Origin of the sequence: Psychrobacillus sp. FSL W7-1457, assembly GCF_038593405.1 — a bacterium.
Lineage (GTDB): Bacteria > Bacillota > Bacilli > Bacillales_A > Planococcaceae > Psychrobacillus.
The window spans coordinates 1,380,899-1,393,844 of record NZ_CP151993.1 but is presented as its reverse complement, the minus strand read 5'-3'; the positions used below and the strand labels follow the sequence as shown (position 1 = coordinate 1,393,844).

Annotated in this window: 15 protein-coding genes; all 15 read right to left on the bottom strand. The window is 36.9% G+C overall.

Translation table 11 applies throughout. From position 1 onward, the window contains the following. Window positions 1-9: 9 nt before the first annotated feature. Entirely contained in the window at window positions 10-648 is a 639-nt protein-coding gene (gene flgD, locus NSQ95_RS06500; RefSeq protein ID WP_340884049.1) for a flagellar hook assembly protein FlgD, read from the bottom strand. A 2-nt stretch (window positions 649-650) separates the two neighbouring features. Continuing rightward, window positions 651-1,853 (bottom strand): flagellar hook-length control protein FliK, encoded by a 1,203-nt coding sequence (locus NSQ95_RS06495; RefSeq protein ID WP_342560509.1) that lies wholly within the window; start codon window positions 1,851-1,853, stop codon window positions 651-653. 35 nt (window positions 1,854-1,888) lie between these two features. Further along, the gene (locus NSQ95_RS06490; RefSeq protein WP_342560508.1) at window positions 1,889-2,488 is read right to left on the bottom strand and encodes a hypothetical protein; all 600 of its coding nucleotides are present in this window, start codon (window positions 2,486-2,488) and stop codon (window positions 1,889-1,891) included. Window positions 2,489-2,495: 7 nt separating this feature from the next. Next, window positions 2,496-2,945, bottom strand: a complete 450-nt coding sequence (fliJ, locus tag NSQ95_RS06485; RefSeq protein ID WP_340884057.1) for a flagellar export protein FliJ — start codon at window positions 2,943-2,945, stop codon at window positions 2,496-2,498. Window position 2,946: 1 nt separating this feature from the next. Next, complete coding sequence (gene fliI / locus NSQ95_RS06480; protein ID WP_340884059.1) at window positions 2,947-4,269, bottom strand: flagellar protein export ATPase FliI; 1,323 nt, start codon at window positions 4,267-4,269, stop codon at window positions 2,947-2,949. A gap of 5 nt (window positions 4,270-4,274) precedes the next feature. Then, window positions 4,275-5,054, bottom strand: a complete 780-nt coding sequence (gene fliH, locus NSQ95_RS06475; protein WP_342560507.1) for a flagellar assembly protein FliH — start codon at window positions 5,052-5,054, stop codon at window positions 4,275-4,277. After that, entirely contained in the window at window positions 5,038-6,057 is a 1,020-nt protein-coding gene (gene fliG, locus NSQ95_RS06470) for a flagellar motor switch protein FliG (protein ID WP_340884063.1), read from the bottom strand. The genes fliH and fliG overlap by 17 nt, the downstream gene beginning before the upstream one ends. 12 nt (window positions 6,058-6,069) lie before the next feature. Further along, complete coding sequence (gene fliF, locus NSQ95_RS06465; protein ID WP_340884065.1) at window positions 6,070-7,656, bottom strand: flagellar basal-body MS-ring/collar protein FliF; 1,587 nt, start codon at window positions 7,654-7,656, stop codon at window positions 6,070-6,072. Window positions 7,657-7,712: 56 nt separating this feature from the next. Continuing rightward, window positions 7,713-8,018, bottom strand: a complete 306-nt coding sequence (gene fliE, locus NSQ95_RS06460; protein WP_340884068.1) for a flagellar hook-basal body complex protein FliE — start codon at window positions 8,016-8,018, stop codon at window positions 7,713-7,715. Between the two features lie 19 nt (window positions 8,019-8,037). Further along, entirely contained in the window at window positions 8,038-8,499 is a 462-nt protein-coding gene (gene flgC, locus NSQ95_RS06455) for a flagellar basal body rod protein FlgC (RefSeq protein WP_340884070.1), read from the bottom strand. Between the two features lie 3 nt (window positions 8,500-8,502). Beyond that, entirely contained in the window at window positions 8,503-8,895 is a 393-nt protein-coding gene (gene flgB / locus NSQ95_RS06450) for a flagellar basal body rod protein FlgB (protein ID WP_340884073.1), read from the bottom strand. Window positions 8,896-9,177: 282 nt separating this feature from the next. Continuing rightward, a complete protein-coding gene (gene codY, locus NSQ95_RS06445) occupies window positions 9,178-9,957 on the bottom strand; it encodes a GTP-sensing pleiotropic transcriptional regulator CodY (protein WP_169358587.1) in 780 nt (259 codons plus the stop codon). A gap of 87 nt (window positions 9,958-10,044) precedes the next feature. Next, window positions 10,045-11,439, bottom strand: coding sequence for an HslU--HslV peptidase ATPase subunit (gene hslU / locus NSQ95_RS06440; protein WP_169358712.1), 1,395 nt, complete (start codon window positions 11,437-11,439; stop codon window positions 10,045-10,047). Further along, a complete protein-coding gene (hslV, locus tag NSQ95_RS06435) occupies window positions 11,426-11,986 on the bottom strand; it encodes an ATP-dependent protease subunit HslV (RefSeq protein ID WP_340884077.1) in 561 nt (186 codons plus the stop codon). Before hslV ends, hslU begins: the two co-directional genes overlap by 14 nt. Before the next feature lie 17 nt (window positions 11,987-12,003). Next, on the bottom strand, window positions 12,004-12,894 hold the full coding sequence (xerC, locus tag NSQ95_RS06430; RefSeq protein WP_169358711.1) for a tyrosine recombinase XerC: 891 nt from the start codon (window positions 12,892-12,894) through the stop codon (window positions 12,004-12,006). Window positions 12,895-12,946 lie beyond the last annotated feature (52 nt).

Here is a 12,946-nt window from a genome sequence, read left to right as displayed (position 1 = left end):
TTCTATTTATTATTGAATAGAATTAATTTTATCTGCTGTTATCGTTGTACCACCGGAAAGATTAAATACAATCGCACCATCTTTTTTAGAGACGGATTCAACAACACCTGTAGTTTGTCCAGCTTCAGCAGTGTAACCAATGGTTTTTCCAATCATCATACTTGCCTCTACTAAACTATTAGAGCTTGCATTGCTTGATAATACTTCTGAGATATTGCCTGGTGTTATTTTCTTACCATCAGATAGAGTAAATTCTACACTACCATTTACGAATTTAACTCCAGCTATAGAGCCAGTTCCTTCATTCGTAATTGGCTTACCGTCTTCATCTTTTTTATCTGTCAGCTCGTGCCATTTCACTTGCTTACCAACAAAGTTGCTGTATTCAATCATTTGGGTTTGTTCTTGTGCCTGGGCAAACTTTTCAAAGGCATTCGTTAAATTCGTCATTTGCTCTAAGGAAGAAAACTGTGCCATTTGAGCAATGAATTCGTTATCCTTCATTGGATTTGTAGGATCCTGATTTTGAAGTTGTGTCATCAATATTTTTAAAAACTCATCTTTTCCGAGCGTACTATTACCCGTTGTTTTAGTCGTTTTTTTAGATGACAGGTACATATTGCTTGTAATTGGTGTTAAATCAGCCATTTTTATACCTCTATTTCACTTAGGAATTCTTGGAACGTGGTTTGTGTATCTGAAACATCCGAGTCTTCTTCTTGCTCTTCATGCTGTCTATGCTGTTTAAAAGTAGAGTCTTGGAAGCCTTGGTTTTTCTCCTGTTTTGCTGCATCCTGCAAAGCCTGGGTAATTTCCAGCTTCTCAATTTGTATATTTTGGTTTGCCAGTCCTTGTCTTAATTGACCAGAATGCGTGTCAAGCAGCTCTTTACCTAAGGCAGTTGAAGCAAGCATTTTTGCAGTTAAGATTCCATCCTTTTGTATCAACTCAATGCGGATCGTTCCAAGCTGTTCAGGATATAGCTTAATCACTAATCTATTAGCTCCTGCTGCTTGTCCAAATTGTACCCGATTCATCACCTTTTGAAGCTCTTTTAGAAACTCCTCTGACTGAGCAGATTTTTGTGTAGGGAGAGTCATGGACACTGTTTCTACTTTTGTTTGTACAGTGGTTGTATGACCTTGATTTACAGAAGTGGTTTCTTTACTTTCTGTTACTACTTCTGTACTCGTTCCTTTAGTTACTGATTGATGCATTACCACTTGTTGTATAAATGCTTTAGTTACTTGAGTAGAGTTTCTACCTTGTGGTAATGATAAATTTGTTAAGTTTTCCTTTAAAGTTTCCAACGTTTGTTTTAGATCAAAAAGTGTCGTTTCTTGTTTGAATGTCAAATCACTTTTGTTTCCTATAAGTTGGGCCACCTTTAAAAGTTCTACTGCTTGTTTTGCTTCCACTGGACTTGCAACTTTAGTCGATGCTTGTCCATTTAAAGTTAAAAGGATAGAGTCAACAAGCTTTTGAGGCTGTTCCATTACATTCGCTAGAATTTCCCAGACATCCTGTTTCTGATCTGGATGATTCTCCAAATCTTCAAGTTTGCTTAGCAGTTTATTTAACAATTGATGTAATTGTTTCGAATCTACTAGTAGTTCATCCGTTTGAAGTAAATTCTGAGCATCCTCTATGGATTCGACATCTAATAGAGAAAGTAAATCTTGGATAAGACTTTGTTCTGTATTCACAGGACTTTCCACATTTACAGATGGTACAGACTGACTGGAAAGAATTTGTCCAAATACATTCCCAAAGGCTTGACTGTTGCCTGTTGGTAACTCTGTTTTAGGTTGCACAGCTACAGGAGGTCTCATATTAACAATCGCTATGTTCATTTTTCTTTCACCTCCTCTCACATGCAAAACACGATTTACTGCTTAGTCATTAGCTCAGTATATTTAGCGGCATCCTGAGGAGACATCTTTTCATAAATTTTTGCAACTGTATCTGGTTTTAAACTGGCCAAAATTCTCATTGCCTCTGCGTCACTCATATTCGAGATAACGGGAGCTGCTGATTTTGCAGACATTTTTTCGAAGGTAGAAACTACCTCGGCATAATCTCTCTTTGATTGCTCATTTTGTCTCTTCAGTTCTTCAATTTCCTGCAAAAGGTTTTCCTGTTCTAACAACAGGGATTCTTGGGATTTCTCAGAGTTTTCTATTTCGTCATGTAGTTGATTAATTTGTACTTCTTTTTGCTGAATCTCTGCTTGCAGTGAAACAACTCGCTCTTCTAAGCGGATTGATTTTGTATTGTCATCCAATGGCTTATCCTCACCAAATGATGTAAATTCTTTAGCTTTTTCAAATACATTAATATTTGTTATTTGGGCAAAAGTTAAAAGGAGAGCCAAAGCAAAGAGAAGCGGTATAATAAACAAATATAATATTTTCTTGCCTAAGCCGATTTTTCTTGGCCCGTTGTCCATCGTATGAAGGCTTTTCTTTTGATTATTCTTTTTTGCCATGCTTTACTCACCTAATCTCTTTGTTTTGAAACTTTAAGGAAGAAATCTCATCTAAAACAATTGCTTCTAAGCGATACTGTTCTTGTTGAAAACTTTCAAAATCCTTTTCTTTCATTTTTTCGAACTTCCGAACCTCTAAGCTTTTTTCCAACAGTCTTTCCTCATACCAGTTCATCTTGGACCTAGCCTGTATAACCTCTTTTTGTACAACTTCAATTCTTTTTTGTAGGCTCTCTAGAAAATTAGAATAATGATGTATTCCATCAATACTTAATCCATTGGACAGCAAATCGTTTTGAGTGTCTAGAGTAGACTCTCTTTTTTTCAAAAGATTGTATAGTTCCGTAGCAACCTGTTCAAAGGCATTAACTGATTCTTTGTATGCTATTTCTGTTTCTGACTTTTCCTGTTCACGAACCGTAAGCACCTTAGCAAATTTATATTGATAAGCAACCATCTTAAGCTCCTCCGCCTGATAACATCACTAATTCATGTACACTAGTGTCCAAAGAAACTTTATCCAAATATCCTTGCTTTAAAAAAGCAGTAATTAAAGGTTCATATTGAATGGCCTCATCAATCTCTTTGGAAGTTCCTCGCTTGTATGCCCCTATATTGATCAAATCCTCTGATTTATTGTAAGTAAAGTAAAGCTCACGCAGCCTTTCAGCAGCCTTTACATGCTGTTCATCTGAAATATGGTTCATTAGACGACTTATACTTTTTAACACATTGATAGCAGGAAACTGCCCTTTGTTGGCTAGCGCCCTATCAAGCACGATATGACCGTCAAGTATTCCACGGACTGTATCAGCAATAGGCTCATTCATATCATCTCCATCTACGAGGACCGTATAGAACGCTGTAATACTTCCATTTTCATTTGTGCCCGTTCTTTCTAACAGCTTAGGTAAAATAGAAAATACGGAGGGAGTATATCCTCTTGTAGCTGGTGGTTCACCAACTGCTAATCCTATTTCCCGTTGAGCCATCGCTACTCGGGTAACCGAATCCATCATTAGCATCACATTTAAGCCTTTGTCTCGAAAATACTCCGCAATAGCAGTCGCAGTAAATGCTCCCTTAATACGCATAAGAGCTGGCTGGTCAGAAGTAGCAGCTACCACGATTGACCTTTCCAATCCTTCTTTGCCAAGATCACGTTCAATAAACTCTCGAACCTCTCTGCCACGTTCTCCAATAAGGGCAATTACGTTTAAATCAGCATTCGTATTTCTTGCAATCATTCCTAACAGGGTACTTTTACCTACTCCTGAACCAGCAAAAATACCAACCCTTTGTCCCTTTCCGACTGTAAGCATACCATCAATCGCCTTCACACCCACCTCAATTTGCTCATGAATAGGTGGTCTAGTTAAAGGATTTGGAGGATCTTGTTCGGTACCAACTGTACTCAAGCCTTTCGGTAATACCGTTCCATCAATTGGATTTCCCATGGAATCAAGTACTTTCCCAATTAACTCAGGACCTACTTTTATTTCTAAAGGACTGTTTGTTCCCTCTACTAAACACCCTGTGGAAATTTCACGTATATTTGTATAAGGCATTAGGACGACAGTTTCTTCTTTAAAGCCTACTACTTCAGCAAGAATGACAGATGGACCATTTTTAGCAGAATTAATATGGATTTTGCATACATCTCCAATAGAGCTCTCGGGGCCTTGCGACTCAATCATTAATCCAACTACACGATTTACACGGCCGTACTTTTTAAAAGTAGAGACATTTGGTATTTGTTGGATTAAATCGATTGCTTTCATTACTCTCACTCCATGCTTTCAAGAATATCAACTAGCTTACGTCTTAATTCTTTTACTTGTTCGTCAATACTTACAACAATTCGACCACGATTTGTTTCAATATAACAATCTGTATCATTCATTTCTTCGTCCACGAAAATCATAAATGGCACGTCTATCGGGAAGATAGAAGCAAGCTCTTCTCGATTTTTAGATACTAGATTGAAATAATACGGGGATACATATATTTTTATTTCTTTCATTTCACGAGCTTCTTTTAAGCCCCTTTGAACAATAGACAAAAACAAATCATGATCTTCCTCTAATTTAACCCCAATAATGCGCTCTGCATTTCGAATACTCAATTCAAGAATTACTTGCTCTTGTTGCTGTAAATAGGCAGCAGCATTTTCATATGCTGTTTGCATCGCTTCGTTGGCTGTTTTTAGTGAACTTTGCATGTCAGCCAATGCTTTTTGCCTACCTTCTTCTAGACCTTGTGCAAACCCTTCTTCATAAGCACTTTGTTGATAGCTAAGTTTCTGGTTATTCCATTCATTTAGATCCTGTTGAATTTGTTGCCGAGTATTTTCCACTTCTAATTGCAACTGCTTTTGTTTAGTTGTTATTTCTTGGTTGACCTCATCCAACATTTTGCTGCGCTCTATATTGAAGCTTTCCTTTATAGCGATCGGTGTTTCATCACTTGTCTCTTCTACATTAAGATTTCTTATATGAATCGGACGGAATTTTTCAGCATTACCATCCATTTGTACGTTTCGGAAAATTTTAGACAATAATGTCATCTCCTCCACCACGGGCAATGATAATTTCACCTGCGTCTTCTAAACGTCTAATAACCGATACAATTCTACTTTGGGCCTCTTCTACGTCGCGTAGTCGGACAGGTCCCATGATTTCCATTTCTTCTTTAAACGTTTCTGCCATACGAGTAGACATATTACGGAAGAGTATATCCTTCACTTCTTCACTTGAAACCTTCATAGAAAGAATAAGATCTTCATTTTCACAATCACGTATAACTCTTTGAATAGAACGGTTGTCCAACGTAACGATATCTTCGAATACAAACATTCTCTTTTTAATCTCTTCTGCAAGCTCTGGATCTTGAATCTCTAGAGCATCCAAAATGGTTTTTTCAGTAGTTCGATCAACACCATTTAGTACTTCTACAACTGCATCTACACCGCCAGTTTCTGTAAAGTCCTGAGTTACAGTAGAGGAAAGTTTTCTCTCAAGCACTGATTCAATTTCACTAATCACTTCCGGTGAAGTAGAATCCATTGTTGCAATCCTTCTAGCGATATCTGCTTGTACTTCCTGAGGCAGGGAAGATAAAATAATCCCCGCCTGCTGTGGTTCAAGATAAGATAAGATTAAAGCAATCGTTTGAGGATGTTCATTTTGTATAAAGTTAAACAGCTGCGTTGGCTCTGCTCTTCTAGCAAAATCAAAAGGACGAACTTGTAAGGAGGACGTCAATCGGTTGATAATTGCTTGAGCATGCTCACTACCAAGTGCCTTTTCAAGAACTGTCCTTGCGTAGCCAATACCACCTTGTGATATATAATCCTGTGCTAGGGCAATATGATGAAATTCCTCTATAATACCTTCTTTTATTTCTGGTTCTACTTTTTTCACTCCAGAAATTTCTAGAGTTAATCGCTCAATTTCTTCTTCATTTAAATGCTTATAAATGGAAGCAGACACTTCTGGTCCTAGAGAAATTAATAGGAGCGCGGCTTTTTGCTTACCTGTTAATTCTTTTTCTTTCTCTTTTTTACTCATAGCCGTCCCTCCTTAATCCTCTGCTATCCAAGTACGTAATAACTTTGCAAATTCCTCTGGCTTGTCTTTTGCCATTTTTTCTAGCTGCTTACGTCTTAAAGTAGATTCTGTTTCTTTTTCATTATTAATATCATCAACTTTTGGTATCTCTCTTGCCTCTTCAACAATTAGTAATTCTTCCTCTTCATCACTTCTTCTTGAACGAAGTAAACTAATGACTAGAAGAATAATGGAGACTAATAATATTCCACCAATTACATATATCCACCAAGGGATTGTTGGAGAAGATACTTCAGCAACCGAGGTTTTCCCTCTCAGCTCTTGAACCGAAACTACAATCTTGTCTTCGACTTGTTCCTCTGTTAGTTCTCCTACGCCCTTGTCGATAGAAGTTCTTACAATCGTAGCAAGCATCTGTTCGATGTCTCCTCGTATATCGTCCGGTAAGGATGCAACATCTTCTGCATCTGGTGGTTCAACCATTACTTGTATACCTATGTCTCTAATTTTATATGGGCTTTCGACAATTTCTTTTCTGATACGATTTACTTCATTGTTTATTGTATCTTCCGATCTTTCGTAATCTCCATTAGCAGTAGTTCCTTCGACATAGTTAGTGAAGTTATCAGTAGCATCCTCTCCTTGAGGAGTACCACCAGCTACGGGGTTGTTACCCGTAAACGTTTCAGAAATACGCTGAGCACTAATTTCAATTCCAGCCATATTTTCTACATCGACTGGTTCTACGAGATTTTCTTCTCGATTTTCTTGTTTAAAATCGATATCTGTAGTAATCGAGACTACTACTTTATCTTGTCCCATTAGAGTTCCAAGCATTGTTTGCACTTGACGTTGTAAATCTCTTTCAATCGTTTTCTTTAACGTCATTTGATCCGTCACCGATGTTCCATTAGATCCCTTTGCCTGCTGTAGGTCAAAATATTCTAGGAATTGGTTTCTAATCACGATATCTTCTGTAGACAAGTTCGGTATAGATTTAGATACTAAATTATATAGCGAAGCTATTTGTGTTTCTGAAAATTGATAGCCTGGTTCTGTATTTAGCACAATAGAAGCGCTTGCTCCCTCGTTGCTTTGAGATAAAAATACACCCTCTTCAGGTAAGGTAATCATTACCTTCGCTTCCTTAACACCTTCTACACTTTTAATCAAATTTGCAAGCTCAGTTTGAGTGGTAGCTAGCTTTAATACATTAAACTCGTTATCAGTCATCCCAAATCCTGCATTTTGAGAGAAGAAGCTATAATCGATCATACCTGATTGAGGAAATCCTTCAGCCGCCATTTGGACTAATAAAGTATCCTTCTGTTCCGATGGCACTAATATAGAAGTACCGCCAGCTGCTATTTCATTTGGTATACCTTTAGAATCTAAATTTTCTTTTATTCGCCCTACTTCAGAAGGGGCTACCTCAGAATATAATGGAGTCATATCCGTCTTCGTCAAGAAAAAGGTTAGGATAGCTGCAATAATAATTACACCTAAGAATCCTCCGATAATCGTACCTTTTTGACCTTTAGAACGACTCTTCCAAAACGTTGTTATATCACTTTTAATTTTAGTTATACGCTCTTTCATCTTTATCCTCCGGTTATGGTGAATATTTTAGCTCGATATATTACAATAACCGAGGACTAAACCTGCATACGCATGATTTCTTGGTATGCTTCTACAACTTTATTACGTACTTCTAATGTTGCATTTAATGCGATACTTGCCTTCTGTGATGCAATCATAACTTCGTGAAGTTCTATATTCCCACCACTGATTAGTTTGTTTGTCGCTACATCTGAAGCCTTCTGCGAGTCATTCACCGAATTGATAGCACTTTGAAGGTATTCACCAAAGTTTTCTTGGGCTTGAGCTGGACTTAACTTATTGGTAGCTACAGGTGCGTTTACCGGTGCTACATTAAACATAGATACTGATTCAATAGCCATAAAGCGTTAAACCTTCTTTCTATTTCCCTATTTCAAGTGCCTTTGAAAGCATTGCCTTATTTGCATTAAAGACAGTGACGTTCGCCTCGTATGATCGCGTAGCGGAGATAAGATCAACCATTTCTCTTAAAGGGTCAACATTAGGCATTGCCACATAGCCTTCTTCGTTTGCATCAATATGTGTAGGATCATATACAAGTTTAAAGGGTGTTTCTGCATCCTCTTTAACTCCCGAGACCTTTACCCCATTTCCTACCCCACTTTTACTAGAATTTCCTCTTGCTACATTTAAAATGCTAGAAAAAGAGCCTTCTATTGGTTGTAGAGTTACCGTTTTCCTTCTATATGCCTGCCATTCCCCATCGACCAATTTCGCTCGTGTCGTTTCAGCATTGGCCATATTAGAAGAAATAACATCCATTCGTAAGCGTTGAGCAGTAAGTGCAGATGCTGTAGTGTTCATCCCATGAAATATAGACACTTATCAGCCGCCTCCTTTAATAACTGTTTGTAGAGAATTTAACTTACCGCTAACCCGATCGACTAAAGCATTATAGTATAGTTGGTTTGTCGCTAGATTAGCCTGTTCCTTATCCATGTCTACCCCATTGCCATTGCTGCTATATCTTAGATTGGAATAGTCAAATGCTCCGTGTGAACTTTGACTGGCTTTAAAGTCAAGATGTCTCTCTTCTGTGCGGTAGGCTGAAATGGAAGTCTTTTTAGCATTTTCTAAGAAATCGTTAAAGTTAACACTTTTTGCTTTGTAATTCGGTGTGTCAACATTCGCTATATTTTGCGCTATAGTCTTTTGTTTCATAGATGCAAAATTCAAACCTCGTTCTAAACTCTCAATAGTACCGTTAAAAATTCCCATTTTTTTACCCCCCTTAACTATTTTTTATGAGTCATTTTTATTAATTTTCTATTAAAAACACAATAATATAATTGTAAAGAAAATGTTTCACAGTGTCTATTCTATTTCTTGAATTTTTGTAGGACTTTTATCCTTTTTTTATAAAAATTCGACAATATAATTGTCACATTTGGAGATAATTGACGATTTTTGGAAAAACTTTTTTAGTTTAGAACTATTATAAATATAAACAAAAAAAGCCTACTCTAGAAATTTATAGAGTAGGCTCCATTTATTGGATTATTATCGCATTTTAAGTTGTGCAAGTTCTGCTAAAAATTTATCATTTAGAACTTTTATATAAGTTCCTTTCATACCAAGAGATCTTGATTCGATAACTCCAGCACTTTCCAGTTTACGAAGAGCGTTAACAATCACAGAACGAGTGATTCCTACACGGTCAGCAATTTTAGATGCTACTAAAAGTCCTTCGTTTCCATCTAATTCTTCAAAGATGTGCTCAATAGCTTCTAATTCACTATATGATAATGAGTTAATAGCCATTTGTACCACTGCTTTGCTTCTAGCTTCTTCTTCAATTTCTTCTGACTTTTCACGTAGGATTTCCATACCAACTACAGTAGCACCATACTCACCTAAGATTAAATCATCGTTTTGGAACTCATCTTTAAGACGTCCTAGAATAAGTGTACCCAGACGTTCTCCACCACCAATAATAGGAACAATTGTAGTTAAACCATCTTTAAACAATTCTCTATTTTCCTCAGGGAATACAGAGTGTTCACTATATACATCTAAGTTAGATGACGTTTCACTAACGTGGAAAAGATTTTTTGTATATTCCTCAGGGAATTGACGCTCTTCCATCATTTTAATGATACGATCATTTTCGATTTGTTGGTGTACTTCGTGCCCTAATAGCTTTCCTTTTCTGCTAACGATAAATGCGTTACATTCTATTACATCACTTAATGTTGCAGCCATTTCTTTAAAGTTAACCGGTTTCCCAGCAGATGCCTGTAACATCGAGTTAATTTTGCGTGTTTTGTCTAATAAATTCATTTAAATAAAGCCTCCATTGTAATTTTCCTATTTATTTTAATATTCTAAAGGTTTTTAATTGTTTTTGAAAGTAATAAGAATCGGATTTTAAAGTATAAATTGTGATAAATCTTTGTTTTTCACAATATTGTCAAGTTTAGAGTCAATATAAGCAGGAGTGATCTGTATTTGAGCAGGTGAAATATCTGAAGCCTCGTAAGATAGGTCTTCTAAAATTTTCTCCAAAATCGTGTGAAGACGTCTTGCTCCGATATTATCGGTTTCTTGGTTTACCTGATATGCTATATCCCCAATTCTTTCAATTGCCTCATCTGAAAAAGAAATAGTTACTTCTTCAGTTAATAACAAAGCCTCATATTGCTTTATTAGCGACTGATGAGGTTCCTTTAGAATTCGGACAAAGTCTTCCTTCGTAAGCTTCTCAAGCTCTACACGAATTGGAAAGCGCCCTTGAAGTTCAGGGATTAAATCAGAAGGCTTAGACATATGGAAAGCACCAGCAGCAATAAACAGTATATAATCTGTTTTTACTGCTCCATATTTTGTCGTAACTGTTGAACCTTCTACAATTGGTAATATATCTCTTTGTACCCCTTCACGAGATACATCAGCAGAAGAGCTTCCACCATTTTTGCTAGCGATTTTATCCATTTCATCTATAAAAATAATACCTGTTTGCTCCGTCTTTTCAATGGCAATTTGTGACAACTCATCGTTATCAATTAATTTACCCGCTTCTTCTTGAATTAATACTTTTCTAGCGTCTCTTACTTTCATTTTTCTTTTTTTCTTTTTCTTAGGCATTAAGTTAGAAAGAGCATCCTGCATATTCATGCCCATGCTTTCCATTCCTCCACCTTGTAAAGCGTCGAATAAAGATGGTGACTGTTCTGTTACTTCTACCGTTACTATTTCATCCTCTAACTTGCCATCTCTTAAATCTTCGGCAATTTGAGAACGTTTTATACGTACATCTGTATCCTCGGTGTCTGATGAATCATCTTCAGGCTTCCCACCAAATAAAGCTTCAAAGGGATTTTGTCCCGCATTCTTCTTTTTAAGAGAAGGTACAAGAAGCTTTACAATAGCATCATTAGCTAAACGTATAGCCTGATCCTTAACTTCTTCCATTTTTTCTTCTCTTACAATACGAATAGCAGCCTCTACTAAGTCTCTAACCATAGATTCTACGTCTCTACCTACATACCCTACTTCTGTAAATTTAGTCGCTTCTACCTTTACGAAAGGGGCTTTTGTTAGCTTGGCAATCCTTCTCGCAATTTCAGTTTTCCCTACACCTGTAGGTCCAATCATCAAAATATTTTTCGGGATCACTTCTGCTTTCATTTCTTCGTTTAACATTTGTCTTCTATAACGATTGCGTAAAGCAACTGCTACAGCCTTCTTTGCTGTTTCTTGGCCTACAATATATTTATTTAAGTGCTCTGTTATTTGTTTAGGGGTTAAGTTAGTTTCCTTCATGTTCACCTAATACCTCCACAATTATTTGATGGTTTGTAAACACACAAATGTCTGCAGCTGTGTTCAAAGCAGCCTCTGCAATTTCCTTTGCGTTCAACTTGTCTCCAGCATATTGCTTTAATGCTCTACCTGCTGCTAATGCATAGTTACCACCTGAGCCTATTGCCAAAACACCGTCATCGGGTTCTATAACCTCTCCGGTACCAGAGACAAGCAACAAGTGCTTTTTATCCATTACTAAAAGCATCGCTTCTAATTGGCGTAGCATTTTATCCCCACGCCATTGTTTAGCTAACTCGACTGCAGCTCGTTGAAGATTACCATTGTACTCTAACAATTTTCCTTCAAACATCTCGAAAAGCGTAAAAGCATCTGCAACAGAACCTGCAAAACCAGCTATAACCTGACCATTAAATAATCTTCTAACTTTTTTTGCTGTATGCTTCATTACCACTTGATTTCCTAAAGTAACTTGACCATCGCCTGCCATTGCATAGCTTCCATTATGACTAACTGCAAATATAGTAGTTGCATGAATTGAACCCATTGTATGACCTCCTGTAGTTACGCCCTTGGGTGGGCATTCATATAAGTTTTTCTTAAATGCTCTTTCGTTACGTGAGTATAAACCTGAGTCGAGGAGAGATGAGCGTGCCCTAGCAGCTCTTGGACACTTCTTAAATCAGCACCATTGTTAAGTAGGTGAGTAGCAAATGTATGGCGAAGCATATGGGGATATATAGTTGTATGCATAGAAGCTTTTTTAATCATACTGTTCAAGATATAACGCACCCCATCAGTAGTAAGATGCTCACCTCGATTGTTCACAAATAAGTATGGATGAGAAGTCTTTTTCATCAGCTTAGGTCGGCTAGTATGCATATACTCTTCAACTGCAGCAAGTGCATAGTCTCCCACTGGTATGTATCTCTCTTTTCTTCCTTTACCCATAACCCGCACTACACCATAACTACTATCTATATGACTGTTTTCAATGGAAATAAGTTCGCTCACACGCATCCCAGTTGCATATAATAATTCAAGTATGGCAATATTTCGAACAGACAATAGATCTGTCCCTTTATTTTTCTCGAATAACTTTTCCATTTCCTCTTCATAGAAAAATTGTGGTAATCTCGTTTCTTTTTTCGGATGATACAAAGATTGAAAAGCATCGTCTCGAATACTATATTCCTTGTTTAAAAATTTGTAATAAGATCGGATTGACGAGATTTTCCTAGAAATAGACGTTCTTGCTAAATTTTCATCATACAACTTAGTAATATACAACCGAGCATGAATATATTCAACGTCATTTAATTCTTGGACACCCTCCGCCTCTATAAACTTTAAAAATTGAATAATATCTTTTTCGTACTCTCGAACTGTTAGATTAGAATAATTTTTTTCTAATTGTATATGTGCAATAAAAGAATGAAGTTCCTCTTTACCAATCACAAGTAACCACTCCAATTCATCTATTGTAAAAGCCTCTAAAAGTATACAA

Bases quoted from the DNA above. Each gene is read 5' to 3' on its own strand.
- NSQ95_RS06495 (WP_342560509.1), bottom strand. From the start codon at position 1,853: ATGAACATAGCGATTGTTAATATGAGACCTCCTGTAGCTGTGCAACCT.
- codY (WP_169358587.1), bottom strand. From the start codon at position 9,957: ATGAATTTATTAGACAAAACACGCAAAATTAACTCGATGTTACAGGCA.
- fliE (WP_340884068.1), bottom strand. From the start codon at position 8,018: ATGGCTATTGAATCAGTATCTATGTTTAATGTAGCACCGGTAAACGCA.
- hslU (WP_169358712.1), bottom strand. From the start codon at position 11,439: ATGAAGGAAACTAACTTAACCCCTAAACAAATAACAGAGCACTTAAAT.
- fliH (WP_342560507.1), bottom strand. From the start codon at position 5,054: ATGACATTATTGTCTAAAATTTTCCGAAACGTACAAATGGATGGTAAT.
- hslV (WP_340884077.1), bottom strand. From the start codon at position 11,986: ATGGGTTCAATTCATGCAACTACTATATTTGCAGTTAGTCATAATGGA.
- flgD (WP_340884049.1), bottom strand. From the start codon at position 648: ATGGCTGATTTAACACCAATTACAAGCAATATGTACCTGTCATCTAAA.
- fliJ (WP_340884057.1), bottom strand. From the start codon at position 2,945: ATGGTTGCTTATCAATATAAATTTGCTAAGGTGCTTACGGTTCGTGAA.
- NSQ95_RS06490 (WP_342560508.1), bottom strand. From the start codon at position 2,488: ATGGCAAAAAAGAATAATCAAAAGAAAAGCCTTCATACGATGGACAAC.
- flgB (WP_340884073.1), bottom strand. From the start codon at position 8,895: ATGGGAATTTTTAACGGTACTATTGAGAGTTTAGAACGAGGTTTGAAT.
- fliF (WP_340884065.1), bottom strand. From the start codon at position 7,656: ATGAAAGAGCGTATAACTAAAATTAAAAGTGATATAACAACGTTTTGG.
- fliG (WP_340884063.1), bottom strand. From the start codon at position 6,057: ATGAGTAAAAAAGAGAAAGAAAAAGAATTAACAGGTAAGCAAAAAGCC.
- fliI (WP_340884059.1), bottom strand. From the start codon at position 4,269: ATGAAAGCAATCGATTTAATCCAACAAATACCAAATGTCTCTACTTTT.